The sequence below is a fragment of the Porphyromonas somerae DSM 23386 genome, assembly GCF_000372405.1.
In the GTDB taxonomy this organism is placed as follows: domain Bacteria; phylum Bacteroidota; class Bacteroidia; order Bacteroidales; family Porphyromonadaceae; genus Porphyromonas_A; species Porphyromonas_A somerae.
The window spans coordinates 1-15,012 of the sequence record NZ_AQVC01000053.1 but is presented as its reverse complement, the minus strand read 5'-3'; the positions used below and the strand labels follow the sequence as shown (position 1 = coordinate 15,012).

General features: G+C 51.1%; 12 protein-coding genes and 1 pseudogene. 7 read left to right on the top strand and 6 right to left on the bottom strand.

Translation table 11 applies throughout. From position 1 onward, the window contains the following. The coding region (locus A3GK_RS11630; protein ID WP_211205466.1) for a hypothetical protein at nt 1-259 on the top strand (259 nt) is incomplete at its 5' end. 80 nt (nt 260-339) lie between these two features. Here A3GK_RS11630 and dnaA read toward each other — a convergent pair. Further along, nucleotides 340-1,677 carry a chromosomal replication initiator protein DnaA gene (dnaA, locus tag A3GK_RS0109125; protein WP_155799498.1) on the bottom strand — a complete coding sequence of 446 codons (1,338 nt, stop codon included), beginning with the start codon at nt 1,675-1,677 and terminating at the stop codon, nt 340-342. A gap of 811 nt (nt 1,678-2,488) precedes the next feature. On the opposite strand from dnaA, the gene A3GK_RS0109120 reads away from it, so the two are divergent. The 5 genes from A3GK_RS0109120 to A3GK_RS0109100 are packed head-to-tail and all read left to right on the top strand — an operon-like array spanning nt 2,489 to nt 7,461. Beyond that, complete coding sequence (locus A3GK_RS0109120) at nt 2,489-4,165, top strand: putative transporter (RefSeq protein ID WP_026161826.1); 1,677 nt, start codon at nt 2,489-2,491, stop codon at nt 4,163-4,165. An 18-nt stretch (nt 4,166-4,183) separates the two neighbouring features. After that, nucleotides 4,184-5,104 (top strand): aspartate carbamoyltransferase, encoded by a 921-nt coding sequence (gene pyrB, locus A3GK_RS0109115; protein WP_018029146.1) that lies wholly within the window; start codon nt 4,184-4,186, stop codon nt 5,102-5,104. Nucleotides 5,105-5,110: 6 nt separating this feature from the next. Next, on the top strand, nt 5,111-5,578 hold the full coding sequence (gene pyrI, locus A3GK_RS0109110) for an aspartate carbamoyltransferase regulatory subunit (protein WP_018029145.1): 468 nt from the start codon (nt 5,111-5,113) through the stop codon (nt 5,576-5,578). A gap of 20 nt (nt 5,579-5,598) precedes the next feature. After that, nucleotides 5,599-6,192: a LemA family protein gene (locus tag A3GK_RS0109105; protein WP_018029144.1), complete on the top strand. Its 594-nt coding sequence runs from the start codon at nt 5,599-5,601 to the stop codon at nt 6,190-6,192. 9 nt (nt 6,193-6,201) lie between these two features. Beyond that, nucleotides 6,202-7,461: a TPM domain-containing protein gene (locus A3GK_RS0109100; RefSeq protein ID WP_018029143.1), complete on the top strand. Its 1,260-nt coding sequence runs from the start codon at nt 6,202-6,204 to the stop codon at nt 7,459-7,461. Nucleotides 7,462-7,744: 283 nt separating this feature from the next. Here A3GK_RS0109100 and A3GK_RS0109095 read toward each other — a convergent pair whose 3' ends face one another. From A3GK_RS0109095 to A3GK_RS11100, 5 genes are read right to left on the bottom strand one after another with little or no spacing between them, the layout of a single operon-like run. Then, on the bottom strand, nt 7,745-10,249 hold the full coding sequence (locus tag A3GK_RS0109095; protein ID WP_018029142.1) for an alpha/beta hydrolase family protein: 2,505 nt from the start codon (nt 10,247-10,249) through the stop codon (nt 7,745-7,747). A gap of 9 nt (nt 10,250-10,258) precedes the next feature. Next, the gene (gene ispE, locus A3GK_RS10785) at nt 10,259-11,059 is read right to left on the bottom strand and encodes a 4-(cytidine 5'-diphospho)-2-C-methyl-D-erythritol kinase (protein ID WP_018029141.1); all 801 of its coding nucleotides are present in this window, start codon (nt 11,057-11,059) and stop codon (nt 10,259-10,261) included. A 1-nt stretch (nt 11,060) separates the two neighbouring features. Continuing rightward, nucleotides 11,061-11,909, bottom strand: a complete 849-nt coding sequence (nfo, locus tag A3GK_RS0109085; RefSeq protein WP_018029140.1) for a deoxyribonuclease IV — start codon at nt 11,907-11,909, stop codon at nt 11,061-11,063. 7 nt (nt 11,910-11,916) lie between these two features. After that, nucleotides 11,917-13,710 (bottom strand): alpha-L-fucosidase, encoded by a 1,794-nt coding sequence (locus A3GK_RS0109080; RefSeq protein ID WP_018029139.1) that lies wholly within the window; start codon nt 13,708-13,710, stop codon nt 11,917-11,919. Beyond that, on the bottom strand, nt 13,700-14,554 hold the full coding sequence (locus A3GK_RS11100) for a CPBP family intramembrane glutamic endopeptidase (RefSeq protein WP_018029138.1): 855 nt from the start codon (nt 14,552-14,554) through the stop codon (nt 13,700-13,702). The genes A3GK_RS0109080 and A3GK_RS11100 overlap by 11 nt, the downstream gene beginning before the upstream one ends. 209 nt (nt 14,555-14,763) lie before the next feature. On the opposite strand from A3GK_RS11100, the pseudogene A3GK_RS10775 reads away from it, so the two are divergent. Further along, nucleotides 14,764-15,012 (top strand): annotated as a pseudogene (locus A3GK_RS10775) (hypothetical protein); the annotation flags it as partial.

Genomic DNA, 15,012 nt, shown 5'->3' with positions numbered 1-15,012 from the left:
GAGGCCTCACGGGATAAGCCATACATCTTTCATCGTTTACCTGCCTAATTTACGCATCAAGGTTACGGTTGCCTTTTGGAACTTCACTGCCTGTAGCCAGCTTGTCCGCTTGATACGCCTTAGTATTAGGTTTCTGTTCGTCAGGCCACGAATTCGCTATTGCTTCTTCTCTCCCAAGGGTCACCCCTTGAAACTTGCAAGTCGCTATGGGGTTCGTTGGCAACTACGCCCCGAGTGGACTTTCACCACAGATGTATGACATGCCCGTCATACCACAAAAACGCACCCTGGGGGAGGGTGCGTTATGATTTGAGGAAACCTTAAGATGATGGAAAGAGGCTATACCTCTAGCAGGTCTCGGATTTCCTTTAACTCAGCTTGGAACTTAGTGTCGGTGTCGAGGAGGTCACGAATAGCTCGGTCGGCATAGATCACTGTGGAGTGGTCGCGACCGCCCATCTCTGCTCCAATGGCAGCAAGTGAGGCTTCGGTCAGCTCTTTGGAGAGGTACATCACCACTTGCCGAGCCTGCACGATGGCACGCTTGCGTTTGCGACTAACGATATCTGCCTCCTCTATATTATAGTATCGGCTCACCACCTCCAATATTTCTGGCACATTGATCTTGCGCTCCTCCACCCCTACGGTTTGCGATAGCACTTTCTCAGCCAGTTCCATAGAGATCTCCTCATTGCAGTAGATAGCATTCGCCATCAGGGAGGTGAGGGCTCCCTCGAGGTCACGCACATTATCCTTAGCATGCTTCACAATAAAATTGAAGACTTGCTCCGAAATGTTGACCCCCGCCTCCTTCACCTTGGCAGTGAGGATTTCTCTCCTCAAGTGTGCATCGGGGCGCTCAATCTCCACAGTCATCCCCCACTTGAGTCGAGTGTAGAGACGATCTTCCATTCCCTTAAGGTCGGCAGGGCAGCGATCAGAGGTAATCACAATCTGCTTCCCTAGCATCTTGAGGTGATTAAAGATTTGGAAGAAGGCATTCTGAGTGCTAATTGCTTCGCTAAACTCCTGAATATCATCAATCAGCAGGAGGTCGATATTTTGGTAATAATTGAAGAAAAGCTCTGGCTTCTTAGTGGTAATGGTCGCCTCCACGAACTGTCGCTTGAACGTCTGCGCTGGCACATAGACCGCCTTGTATCCGGGCTTCTTCTTGACTAGTTCATTACCAATGGCATGCATTAGGTGCGTCTTCCCCACCCCCGATGCTCCAAATATAAAGAGGGGGTTAAAGGCAGTCTCACCGGGTTGCTCCACGATGCTCTGTGCCACAGTATAAGCAAGGCGATTGCAGATGCTTTGATAAAAGTTGCCAAAGAGCATACGGCGATCTAGATGGGTCACAAACGCCTCCTCCTGACGGACGGTATTCGCTACCTCCTCACGCCGAGTGGCGGGATTAACGGTCGGTACTAGGTACTTAAGGTTGATCCCCTCTCCAAAGGCCTTTTCAAGTGCCGCCTTGAAGAGGTCGAAGTAGTCTCCCTCCAGTTTATAGCTATAGTCTTGCGATGGTACACGGATAGTCAATACATTACCCTGCATACTCACCGGCTCTAATGGCTTAAACCAGATATTAAACTCTCGCGGATTGGAGAGATGGGTACTCATTTCATTGAGAAAAATACCCCACGAACTACTTAAACTACTTTCCATCAACATCTATCTTCAAAAAAGCATACCTCCAATCAATAGTGGCAGCTATAGTATCACGATTACGGGCATCCTTTTCTACATCATTGGCCTATTTATACCATAAAAGAAGGCTTTCTTACCAATCGAAATGGGATGCTAGAGACCAATCATTCTCTTAACAACTGCAAATATTCTCATTTAATTCGAGATAAAAAAACCCGAAATCAACAGAAACCCCTCATACCTCTATAGCACAAACAGTTACAGCTAATCCTCTGTAAATGAATAAATAACGAATTCATGCACTCCATAATCAACTGATAGCTAATGGCTTTGAGCTCTTTCTGATAGGGGTGTTAAAAAACCTTTACCTCCCATCTGGATAGTCTACACACTTCGGGATTACACGCCTCTACCTCTGCTTATTTGAGGGCTCTATCCCTAGATCCTTTTCTTTGCCAAATCAGGGGAAAAGAAGGCAACCACATGGATCAATCCCCACCTCGGAACACTCCACAAAAACCTCTATGCTAGCAGAGCAAAAGTCGAGATGCAACTAAGCAATCGGCGAGTTGCAACTAAGCAAATGCCGAGTTGCAACTAAGCAAATGCCGAGATGCAACTAACCGATTGCTTAGTTGCATCTCGATAAACGCATTTCTATAGCACTGAATTTCAGCTGGTTGCAAAAGCCCTCTTTGCAACCCCATTTCCGTCGTTTTATTCGCTTTGTTTCTCAGTTGCCTTGGGCAAGGGTTACCTTGGGAGATAATTGACGGTGTGTCTCTCTTTTTTAGTAGATTTGCAATGAGTAAATATATTATTAATGACTATGCTTGATGTGATAAAGGCGTTTTGGACCGAGCAATCGCTGAGCCAGACGTTGATAATTATCTTTTTCACCTGCGGGGTAGGTCTCTTCCTCGGAAAGCTAAGGCTCGGAAAGTTTGCTTTGGCTGGGGCAGGTGTCTTTTTCTTCGGTATCTTTCTAGCCCACTTAGGTGTGCTGGTGGATCCTGTGATGCTTCAGTTTTGCCAAAATGCAGGATTGGTCATCTTTGTCTACGCACTAGGTATTCAGGTAGGGCCCTCCTTTGTGGCATCGCTTCGCAAGACGGGCATCATATTGAATGCTTGGAGTATGGCTCTGGTGCTACTAGGGCTGCTTTGTACGGTGGTACTGGTGCTGATGGGAGTGGATAGTGCCAGTAATATGATGGGCGTACTGAGTGGAGCGGTGACCAATACACCAGCACTCGCTGCAGCTCAGCAAGGGGTGGAGCAGATGCATGCCAATAGTCCCGACCTAGCTAGAGAGCTAGGCGATATGGCACTAGCTACCGCTATCACCTATCCGCTTGGCGTGGTGGGCGTAATGCTGGTACTTGAGCTACTGAAGCTCATCTTTCCTAAGAAGAGTAGCCAGAAGGAACCTGAGCTGATAGAGGCACGCCACCATGTGGGTGACTTTGTGGTAGAGAATAAGGGGCTGGTGGGCAAGACTCTTGCCGAGGTCAATCAAGCCTTTCACATCGATTTCCTCGCCTCTCGATTGCTCCGCAGGGGGGAAGTGATTCAGCCCAAAAGCGATACCAAGTTGGAGCTACACGACCGCTTGAGTATCGTTTGTGACGAGGAGGTGGCACAATCGCTTGTGACCCTCTTTGGAGTAGAGCGGGAGCGAGACCACGAGTCGATGAATTGGGAGGCACGTGGCCCTCAGCTAGTACAGCGTCGCCTCTTAGTCTCAAAGCGGGAGTTCAATGGTGCCACATTGGCGAGCCTTCGATTGCGTAATGAGTACCATGTGACGGTGACTCGCGTTAATAGAGCCGAGATAGACTTGGTGCCCAATCCAAAGCTACACCTACAGATGGGTGACCGGATCACCGTAGTAGGTGAGGAGGAGGGCATCAATCGCCTTGCCGAGGAGATTGGCAACCAATTGAAGCCTCTGGATAGCCCCTACCTAGTGAGTATCTTCCTAGGGATGGCATTAGGAGTACTGGTGGGAATTCTACCCATCGCTCTTCCTGGACTGAGCATGCCGATCAAGCTAGGATTGGCGGGTGGACCAATCATCGTGGGCATACTTCTTGGGGCTTATGGCCCAAGGTTGCATATGACCACCTACATCACACAGAGTGCCAATCTGATGCTCCGCACCTTTGGCATTACCCTCTACTTGGGGTGCTTAGGGCTAGCGTCGGGTGCCAATTTCGTGGAGACCCTTCTAGAAGGTTCGGGCTTGGTTTGGCTCGGTATCGGTGTGGGGCTCACGGTACTGCCCACCTTGGTAGTCGGTATCTTGGCGATGCGGTACTCCCAACTCAGCTACGGTACCATCTGCGGACTCCTTTGCGGAGCAATGGCCAATCCGATGGCACTTGAGTATATTAGCGACCAGATAGAGGAGGATACCCCTACCGTGGCGTATGCCTCGGTCTACCCACTCGGAATGTTTGCCCGTGTGGTTCTGGCTCAGATTGTGATCACAATATTATTGTAGTAAGATAGAAGTTGCTGTATGAATAGAGGTAGTTTTTTTAGTATTGAGCAGCTGACGGCGAGCGAGATAGAGGCGATACTGGATACCGCTGAGCTATTTGAGCAAAACCCCAATAGGCGGTTGCTGGAGGGCAAGGTGGTGGCGACGCTCTTCTTTGAGCCATCGACCCGCACAAGGCTGAGCTTCGAGACGGCGGTCAATAGACTGGGAGGGCGCGTGATTGGCTTCTCCGACGCCAAGAATAGTAGTTCGGTAAAGGGGGAGACGCTCAAGGATACCATTCAGATGGTCTCGGGCTATGCCGACCTCATAGTGATGCGACACAATCTGGAGGGGGCAGCACTCTATGCGAGTGAAGTCTCGAGAATCCCGATCATCAATGCGGGAGATGGGGCCAACCAGCACCCTAGCCAAACGATGCTGGACCTCTACTCTATCCGCAAGACGCAAGGAAAGCTGACCGACCTGAAGGTGACCATGGTGGGCGACCTGAAGTATGGTCGGACGGTCCACTCACTGATTGAAGGGCTTTCGCACTACCGCCCCTCCTTTGCCTTTGTGGCACCAAAGCAATTGGAGCTACCTAGGGAGTATGTGGAGTATTGTGAGGAGCATGGAATACCAGCGGAGTATTATCACGAGCTCACCCCCGAGGTGATTGGGGCGAGTGACATTGTCTACATGACCCGTCTGCAGAGGGAGCGTTTCCTTGACGAGGAGGATTATGAGGCGGTAAAGGATACTTTTGTCCTTGATTGCGAGCTTCTCCAGCAGGCGAAGCCATCGATGCGTATTCTGCACCCACTTCCTAGGGTCAATGAGATTGCACAGGAGGTAGATGACACGCCCAATGCCTACTACTTTAGGCAGGCGGTGAATGGAATGTTTGTGCGCGAAGCACTGATATGTAGAGCACTTGGAATAGAGGTAAAAGAGTAATAAGCTATGGCAGAGATCGAGAAAGGTAAGCTACGGGTACAAGCGATCAAGAATGGGTCGGTGATAGACCATATCCCAGTGGAGAAGCTACAGAAGGTGGTGAAGCTACTCCGACTATTTGAGCTAGAATATCCCTTTACAATTGGGCAAAACTACAAGAGCCAGAAGCTAGGGCGTAAGGGAATTATTAAGGTGGAGGAGAAGCACTTCACCCCCGAGGAGGTGAATATGCTGGCACTCGTCTCTACGGAGGTGGTGATCAGCGTGATCCGCGACTACCAAGTGGTGGAGAAAATCAAGGTGGATCTCCCCGAGGAGATCAATGGTCTGGTGAAGTGCACCAATCCTAAGTGCATCTCCAATAACGAACCGATGAAGGGGCGGTACCACGTGATCAATAAGCAGGAGGGGGTGCTGAAGTGCCACTACTGCAATCGAAAGATAGAGAGAGAGGAAATCGTAATCAGTGAATAAACTATTTAGAGAATAAAGAGATGAAGAAAGGAACAATCATCACCATCGTGGTGATAGGCATCGTGGTGCTAATGGTAGCGAGATATGGTATATCGGCCAATAACAATATGGTGGAGAAGCAGGAGGGCGTACGTACTGCCTGGAGCCAGGTGGAGAATCAATATCAAAGACGTGCCGACCTGATCCCTAACCTTGTGAATACCGTGAAGGGGTATGCAACGCACGAGGAGCAGACCCTCACCAATGTGATTGAGGCAAGAGCAAAGGCTACTCAGGTAAAGGTGGATCCCGACCAATTGACCGATGAGGCATTGCAGAAGTATATGGCCTCTCAGAATAACCTCTCACAAGCTTTAGGACGACTGATGGTGGTGGCTGAGCAATATCCTGAGCTGAAGGCGAATGAAAACTTCCAGATGCTACAGACTCAGCTAGAAGGAACGGAGAATCGCATCACCACCGAGCGTCAGCGTTTCAATGAGACAGCCAAGGAGTATAACATCTATATCCGCAAGTTTCCACGCAATATTTTTGCGGGCATCCTTGGCTTTAAGCCACAAGCCTACTTCGAATCCATCGCTGGGGCAGAGGTGGCACCGGTTGTCGCTTTCTAATATAAGAAGATGAAGACGAGGTGGCTCATCATACTATTCGCCTTGCTGGCTCTCCCTCTGGGGAGCTGGGCAAGGGAGTACACTCCTAGCGAGGTGCCCAATGTACAGCTTCAGGATAGTCGCCACTTTGTGAGCGACCCTGAGGGGTACTTTTCACCCGAAGATCGCGTCGCTCTCGACGATGCACTCTACCAACTTCGGGAGAAGCATACGGTGGAGGTGGTGCTGGTGGTGCTACCTGGGATAGAGAATGATGACCCGGAGTCTTTTGCCGTGGAGCTCTTTGAGCTTTGGGGTATTGGCAAGCGGGAGGATAATAATGGGCTACTGATCCTCTACAAGTTCGGAAGAAAAGGAGAGCGGATCATCCGCCTAGAGACAGGCTACGGACTAGAGGGGGCACTCCCCGATATCACCACTAAGCGACTGACTAACCGCTATCTACTCCCCGCTATATCGGAGGGGCGAGATGCCGAAGGCTTTCTACAGATGATAGGGGCTATTGATGAGCTACTCACTGAGGGGTATGAGGCACGCAACGACGGCAATCGGCAATACGGCTATGAGGAGGAGCAGCAGGAAGCCCTTGGAGGTCTGCTTTGGGGCTATATCGGCTTTTCTCTCCTTGTGGGGCTACTATTTGGCGGAGGGCTTTGGACCCGTTGGCGTAGGCTAAAGGAGCCAGCACTAAGAGCGTCATTGCTGAGCTACAATTTCTCACTCCCTAAACAGATGTGGCAGTGGCTTATTTTCCCTGCACTCATCTTCCTACTGCCGCTCTACTGGATCCTAAGAGGGCGTACTCGCCGACAGCTTCATAATTGTCCGCAGTGCCACACAAAGGGAAGTGTACGTGCCATTGTATCGCCTGAAAATCTACCGCTACTCTCCGCAGCACAAGCCACGGAGCAACGCCTTCATTCGGTCAATTATACCCTCTACCAGTGCTCAGCCTGCAGCTACCATCGTGCGGTGGGCGTCAGTAACTCACTCAGCGGATACCAGCGATGCCCACGATGTGGCACCAAGAGTTACAAACTGCTATCCCAACAAGAGCGTAGCAATATGGTAGTTCGTCGCTATCACTGTGAATACTGCAACTACGATAATAAAGATGTGATTCGCTTCTCCAATCCTCGTCGAAGAGGCGTTGGCCCAATCGTCGGTGGAGGCTTCGGTGGCGGTGGTAGCTTCGGTGGCGGTGGTAGCTTCGGTGGCGGATTTGGCGGAGGAATGTCGGGCGGTGGTGGCTCTACTACCCGCTTTTAGACCCTATCCAATGACACTCCCTTACCGGACAAGTTGGATCACCAAGTCTAGGATTAAACAAAGAAAGCACCCGATTGGGTGCTTTCTTTGTTTGAGGTCCTGTGATTAGAAGAGAATGTTGCACGAAGTACCATTCTCTCATATTTAATTCAAATGTGCTGAGACTTTGAACGAAGGATGAGATGCAAGGCGCTGAGGATGAGGGCGCTGGGAGCGTACTCACGTACGTGACCGAGCCCGAATTCCGAAAGCAACGCCGCAGATCGCCTTCGTGCAACAGTCTCTAGAGGTGTACTTCGGGGTAGAGGGTGTCCCACCAAGTGGGGTCATCCTTCAGCCACTTCTGGAACCACGCCATGGTACTTTGCATCCAGAGGAATCGTTTCTCAGGATCGTAGATGCCGTGGTCTTCGCCATAGACCTTGATAAACTCTACCTCTTTGCCCAGTATCTTGAGGGCATTGTACATCTGTACACTCTCACCGATAGGTACATTGACGTCGGCTGTGCCGTGGAGCAAGAGGAGCGGAGTCTTGATCTTATCAGCTCGGAAAAGCGGGCTCTGCTCGGTGTAGAGCTTTGGATTATTCCAAGGATAGCTACCGTAGCTAGCCACGGTGCTATAGCCGATTCCCCACGTACCTTCGCCCCAATAGGAAGCAATGGAACTGATACCAGCGTGGCTCACTGCAGCAGCAAATAGGTCGGTAATCGTCTGTAGATACTGTGTCATAAAGCCACCATAGCTAGCCCCTACACAGCCAATTCGCTCGGCATTGACATAAGGATGGCTCTCGCAGAAACCCTTTACCGAAGCTACGATCTCATCGGCCGTCCGCTTACCCCACGCATTGAGGTGACGAGCAGCATACTCCTGTCCCCAACCAGTGGTACCACTTGGGTTAAGGGTTAGCACTACATAGCCCTGAGCTGCATACATAGGGAGGGAGTAAGAGCCCTCAAAGTTGCGAGCCGTAGGCGAGGTGCCACCATAATAGTAGACAATCATTGGATACTTGCGAGAAGGATCAAAGTTAGGGGGTAGATAGAAACGACCAGGTACCACATCGCCATTAGGCATGGTGAAACTCCAAGTCTCTGCCGTGCCGAGTGCTAGGTCGTGCATCTTCTGTGTTGCTAGGTCATAGAGCAGACGCTCCCCACGGTTATTGATCTGATAGATGCGGTCGGAATTCATGGTACTTTGCCCACCGTAGGCTATCATTTGTCCCTTATTATCTACATCAAACCGACGCACCACCTCCTCAGTGGTCTTGACCTGAGTGATACGACCACTCCTTAGGTCGAGACGATAGAGCGATACATAGTCCTGATTCTCCGCCGTGAATATTGCTTCAAATCGGTCTGGTAGCACCTTGACACTCTCCACATTAGGGTCGAAGTCCTTCGTCAGTGCCTTGGCGGTACGTTGTTGCCTATCGTACAGGAATAGTTGCATATCATAGGTGTTTGCAGCCATTCCCTCAGGTAGGTTGCGACCGATGCCTCCAAACGAATTGGCAGTTCCTAGAGCCAGAAGATAGCGTGGGTCAGAGGTATAGTAAAGCGTGGCCACATCCGTCTCGTGACTAAAGAGCGTGTCTACTTGTAGCGTCTCAAGATTCAAGACACAGAAGTCGTTCTCTGAGAAGGGGATTGTAGTCGTAGGGCGAGAGGTGCTAAAGATGAGCTCCTTGCCATCCTTGGAAACACTTTGTAGCGAAGTACCTCTACAGCCATAGGTGAGTGGCTGATAGAGCCCTTGCTCTAGGTCAAAAGAGGCGAGGAACTCTCGATCTCTGTAGCTACCAGTGGTATCGTAGCGACCCAATACACGCTCCACAACGCCCTTGTTTTTAGGCCCCTCATTGGTCACCATATAGATCAGCTTATCCTCCGTCGGAGCCATCACGAAGTAACCCTCCTCAGGAATCGCAGGGTGCAATACCGAAACGGTCAGTGTCGCTGGGTCGAGGGTCAAGAGTTGCTTTCCCGTGTCGCTCTTTTGGGTAAACCAAAGCTTATCAGACTGGGGCATCCACTGCGTCTCTAGGTAACTGCCATCAAGACGAGCCACCAGTCGATTGCCGTCGTAGAGCAAGACACTGTACCTATTTTTCGTGTTTACCGTCTCGCGGAGCACCACCTTAGTATATCGTCCCGAGGGTGAGACACTCATCTCCGATAGGCTCTCCCCAGTTCGCATATACTGCATACTCATATACTCCTTATCATCTAGCGAAAGAGCGATTTGGCTATCCGCCTTCGTAGGCACCACCCTCAGCCGATACTTAGCAGCACCTCCTTCTTTAGAAAGAAGGCGGATGGCCACTTTGTGTGCCACACTAGGCAAAAGCGAGAACGAGTACTCAAAGCTCCCCGATTGGTCAGACGAACCAATCTGTGTGCCGTCAATAAAAAGACGGAAAGGCGAGTCACTTTCCACCAGCATCGTCCCTTTCTCAAAGCTAGGGGTCACCATAGAGAGATAATAGCTCTGAATGGTCTTCTCCTCATTCGCCAAAGTAGAGTCGCACTTGAGATACCCCTCAGCGTCGGTAGAGACTAGAGAGAGGTGAGGGTTATCCAAGCGGATAGGGGAGATCTGCGATAGTTGTCCCTTAAGGTCATACTTCTTGCCCTGCACATTGATGCTATCAGCCATAAAAGGCGTGCGTGCTACTAGCGGCTTGAGTGCCTTGTACTGAGTCACCGTGATAGTGTCGCTCTGGGCACTTCCCAGGAGTGGCAGTGCCAGTAGTGCGAGTAATGTAAGTGCTTTTTTCATAAGTCAGTATTATAGTGTGTATGTTTGTTGAGTTCCTTCCCAATCCGATATTGATAGCGGAGCATCGCTAAGGGCAAATAGCGTAGAGCCACTACCACTCATCGCGGCATAAGTGGCACCAGCTCGGTAGAGTTGCTCCTTGCCGTGTGCCAGCACTGGGTACCGCTCAAAGATGTGTGGCTCAAAGGCATTGTACAAAGTTCCTCGCCACTCCTCCATCGGTTGCGAGAGTAGCTCACGGAGACTTGGTCCTTCCTCCGATGGCACCACCCCACCATACGCTTCGGCAGTAGAGATATGGAGGTCGCTGTGTAGTAGTGTCAGCACCTTCCCCTCCAGATGTAGCGGAAAAGGAGATAGCTGCTCCCCAATCCCCTCACCCAATTGTGGCTCATCACGCAGGAAGAAAGGACAATCGGCTCCAAGGCGAGTAGCCATCTGGTGCATCTCGTCATAGCTCATCCCCAATTCAAAGAGCTCGTCTAAGAGCAAGAGCATATTGGAGGCATCCGAGGAGCCACCACCCAGCCCCGCCCCAGTAGGGATCCGCTTGCGGAGAATGATCTCCACAGGTGGTACCTCCGGATAAGCTGCTTTGACCAAATGGTAGGCACGCACCACTAGGTTCTCCTCCGATGGCTCCCCCCAGTCACCAAAGTCGTACTTCATCCCCTCCTCACTCGGCAATACCTCCAAGGCATCACGAAGCGGAATAGGCAAGAGGAGCGTCTCGATGTCGTGGTAACCATCAGGGCGGCGACGAAGGATCCTCAGCCCGAGGTTGATCTTAGCTTTCGGTAAACGGATCATCTCACTTAGCAAAGGTACGTAGTAGTGCAATCTCCTCCGCCCAGCGGTCGGGGTTTGGTGTCTCCAAGATAATAGGAATATCAGCCAGACGCTCATCCTGCATCAGCACCTCAAAGAGCGTCATTCCCATCACCCCCTCCCCTACAGAGGCATGGCGGTCTACACGACTAGCGAGCTCTTTAAGCGAGTCATTGAGGTGAATACCCCTCAGATACTCCAACCCAATAATCTTATCGATCTGATACATCGTCTCCCGATACCCCTCCTCCGTGCGGATATCATAGCCTGCAGCCAGCGTATGTGCCGTATCAATACAGACACCCACACGGCTCTTATCCTCCACCTGGTCTATAATCTGCTTCAGGTGCTCAAAGCGGTACCCAAGGTTGGTCCCTTGTCCCGCAGTATTCTCCAGCACCGCAGTCACCCCCTTCGTCTTCTGTAAAGCGATATTGATCTCCTCCGCAATCTGTGCAAGACAATCCTCCTCACTCATCTTTTTCAGATGGCTCCCGGGGTGGAAGTTGAGGAGCGTCAGCCCCAGTTGCTCACACCGTTGCATCTCATCTAGGAAGGCGTCACGACTCTTCTTCAGGTTTGTCGGGTCGGGATTGCCGAGGTTAATCAGATAGCTAGCGTGGGGTAGGATATGCTTTGGCTCAATGCCCGCCTCCTTCACCGCACTCCTAAAGTTCTCTATCTCCTCCTCCTCGAGTGGCTTAGGATACCACTGCCGCTGGTTGCGGGTAAATAGTGCAAAGGCATTCGCCCCGATCTCCAAGGCATTCGCCACTGCATTCGATACGCCTCCCGATGCCGATACGTGGGCACCAATATATCTTGTCTTCATCTCTTACTTAAAAAATATCTAGTTCATCAATATGTGGGACCACATCTCTGCCATTGTGGTTAGTCCCTGTAAAGCGAAGGTACTTCACACTCTTTCGCTCCGATAGCTTTTGGTACTGAGGGATAGGATTATTGAGAATATTGCCAAACTCTCCTATGCTCAGCATCTCCCACTCCTTGCCATCGGCACTTCCCGATAGCGTATAGTGAGTAATCACTTCATCCCCCTCACCACTGGGCGTATATCTAAAGCCCTCCATCTCTGCCATCTGGTCCAGCTCTAGGGTAAAGGGACGCTCGGCAATCACCTTCCACCCCTTCTTCTCCATCATCGCCCCCTCAGTGGCGAGGCTCAGCTCCTCAATATCTGGTACCCAATGGGCAGCCAGACGGCTAATATTCGCCACCCCTCTGCTCTCCAAGAGCTTCAGACGTAGCTTCGTCGCTCGCACCGGTTGCTCTAGCAGAATGATCCGCTTGTACCCGATTGTGGTACCCTTGCCGATCTTCCGCCACTCATTGCCCACGAGCGCCTCTAGCTCAAACGACTCCACACGCTGACCCTTGGCGATCTCCTCTTGGAGCAAAATAGCTGAGACCATCTGGTCATCATTCAGCTCCACCTCCTTGTAGTCGCCAACCTCTAGTGTAAAAGGCTTAAAGACCCTCACTGCATCCCTCGCATTAAATTGACGCACAAAACGACCCAGCTCCTGAATACGTTGCACATCCACATCGGCCAGCTTACCCTCTCTATTGGGTGGAATATTCAGAAGTAGAGACGAATTCATCCCCACCGATTGGAAGTAAATATTTGCCAGAGCACCAAGTGTCTTTGGCGACTCATAATCGTGATAAAACCAGCCCGGACGGATGCTCACATCCACCTCGCTAGGGTACCAAAAGAGCTCCTTCGCCTTCTCCAGCATCTCACGGCTACCGAGGTCTTTCGACATTTCATCAATGCCTAGTGCCTCCTTAGTGGCTGCAGCACGTGCCAGAGATGAAGACGGAACCACCGTGGCACTCCACTCCGTCTCACGGCCCAAGCCACTCTCATTACCTACCCACCGCACATCTCGGCCCATAATGGCCGTGATCGCATTGGGCTGTAGCTCCTTGATCAGCTTGATCACCGCCTCCCAATCGTACTCCTGTACCTTGCCATTAGGTCCCTCACCATTGGCTCCATCAAACCATACCTCCCATACCTCGCCATAATTGGTGAGCAACTCTCTCAGCTGCTCTAGGTAAACCTTATTATAGGCATCGCCCTCACCGTAGGTAGGGTGATTCCTGTCCCAAGGAGATAGATAGAGACCTAGCCGCAAACCATACTTTTGGCACGACTTAGCCAGGTCGCCCACCACATCGCCCTTGCCCTCTCGCCAAGGCGACGAAGCGACACTGTGCTCCGTAGTCTTGGTGGGCCAAAGGCAGAAGCCATCATGGTGCTTTGCCGTAAGAATGACCATCTTAAAGCCCGCCTCACTCAGCACCTTACACCACTGATCGGTATCTAGATCGGTAGGGTTGAAGAGGGCTGGGTCCTCCTTGCCATCGCCCCACTCACGGTCGGTAAAGGTGTTCACCCCGAAATGGATAAAGGCGGTGAGCTCCTGCTCCTGCCATGCCAATTGCTCCGCAGTAGGTACCAGACGACTCGCCATCTCCACCTTCCCCTCTAGCGACATCTGCTCGGGAAATTCGAGGTGTTGTACAAACTGTTTCTCCTCCTTCTCCTTGGCGCAGCCCGCCAGTAAAACTAGTGCCAAAGCCACCAACCAAACTTTATTCTTCATCTTTCAAATCATTAATAGACGAGGTAGCACTCGTCTCTTGTTTCATTTCCTTTACCAGTAAGCCCACAAGCACCAGCATCACAGCAAATCCCCAGCCGAGCCCCAGCTCTAGATCAAAAGACTCTAGCACAAAGGTCATCGCATTATTCACCACGTGGAAGAGGATCGCCACCCAAAGCCCCCGATAGAGTGCCACATAACCAATCACCCCACCTAGTAGGAGCCGACTAGGGAAGCCACTCCACTGCATGTGCATCGCACTAAAGAGTAGTGCCGTGATCCACACCGCCACGTGCGGATTGCGGAGACGACAGAGCAACCACCCCTGCACACCCCCTCTGAAGAAGAGCTCCTCCCCCAGAGGTGCTGCCACAATAGTGGCGAAATAGATCAGTATCCGCCCCATCAGTCGCTGCTCTCCTAGGAGTGCTTCGTACTCCAGAGTCATCTGCTCCTCCATTGACGCAAAGATCTTGGGCACAGGGAAGAGACTCATCGCCGACTCTAGTAGCAGACTAGCACACATCGCCGCCAGCATCAGTGCCACAAGGCGAGGAAGGTGATCGTAGCGAGCATCACTCCACCGAAGTCGCCACACCTGCTCCCTATGGCTACGTCGATAGTATTGCTCCACCAACCACGCTGGCAAAGCAAAGACCAATAACCCCTGCACCACCATCCCCACATACTTCACGTAGCTGCCCGATAGGAGCAATTCCAATAGAGGCATCATCAACATCGACAATGCCACCACAAATAGGAGCATAAAGCCCCAAAGTGAAAAGAGATACCCCGCACTCGGCTTCGAGCAAGGTGAGTAACTCCTAGATACAATTGCTTTCATATCCACAAACTTACACAAAATTATAAAGTCGTGGCACAATAGGTCGGAGGAAGCACAGGGGTTACGCATTAGAAAGGTCTTACCATGAATGACCTCCCCTCGTGGGAGGTCAGACGGATTCTAGCCCCGAGTCGGAGGGGCGAATGCCTCGAACGACTCGGGGGTTATGTGTCTTGTCCTAGAAAAAGTTGACTCATAGATAGATTTTTATGAGTAAGTTTGTAAAAAGGAGTCAACTCCAGAAGATTTATTTTGACCGAGTTATTCACCTCTATTTTGAGGAAAACTTAGGTTACACCCAGATTTCACACCTTGTTCCTATTGGTAGGACTACGATCCTGGAGTGGGTTCATAGGTACCTAGATTCTGGGTTAGACGAAGTTATAGAGATGAAGGCGAAGAAAAAGAAGAGACAAGAAGAGCACCGCGGATATCGTAGGTATTATTATTCGGATGTG

What these genes read in the sequence shown, in the direction of transcription:
- dnaA (WP_155799498.1), bottom strand. Translation starts at nt 1,677, where the DNA reads ATGGAAAGTAGTTTAAGTAGTTCGTGGGGTATTTTTCTCAATGAAATG.
- A3GK_RS0109120 (WP_026161826.1), top strand. Translation starts at nt 2,489, where the DNA reads ATGCTTGATGTGATAAAGGCGTTTTGGACCGAGCAATCGCTGAGCCAG.
- pyrB (WP_018029146.1), top strand. Translation starts at nt 4,184, where the DNA reads ATGAATAGAGGTAGTTTTTTTAGTATTGAGCAGCTGACGGCGAGCGAG.
- pyrI (WP_018029145.1), top strand. Translation starts at nt 5,111, where the DNA reads ATGGCAGAGATCGAGAAAGGTAAGCTACGGGTACAAGCGATCAAGAAT.
- A3GK_RS0109105 (WP_018029144.1), top strand. Translation starts at nt 5,599, where the DNA reads ATGAAGAAAGGAACAATCATCACCATCGTGGTGATAGGCATCGTGGTG.
- A3GK_RS0109100 (WP_018029143.1), top strand. Translation starts at nt 6,202, where the DNA reads ATGAAGACGAGGTGGCTCATCATACTATTCGCCTTGCTGGCTCTCCCT.
- A3GK_RS0109095 (WP_018029142.1), bottom strand. Translation starts at nt 10,249, where the DNA reads ATGAAAAAAGCACTTACATTACTCGCACTACTGGCACTGCCACTCCTG.
- ispE (WP_018029141.1), bottom strand. Translation starts at nt 11,059, where the DNA reads ATGATCCGTTTACCGAAAGCTAAGATCAACCTCGGGCTGAGGATCCTT.
- nfo (WP_018029140.1), bottom strand. Translation starts at nt 11,909, where the DNA reads ATGAAGACAAGATATATTGGTGCCCACGTATCGGCATCGGGAGGCGTA.
- A3GK_RS0109080 (WP_018029139.1), bottom strand. Translation starts at nt 13,710, where the DNA reads ATGAAGAATAAAGTTTGGTTGGTGGCTTTGGCACTAGTTTTACTGGCG.
- A3GK_RS11100 (WP_018029138.1), bottom strand. Translation starts at nt 14,554, where the DNA reads ATGAAAGCAATTGTATCTAGGAGTTACTCACCTTGCTCGAAGCCGAGT.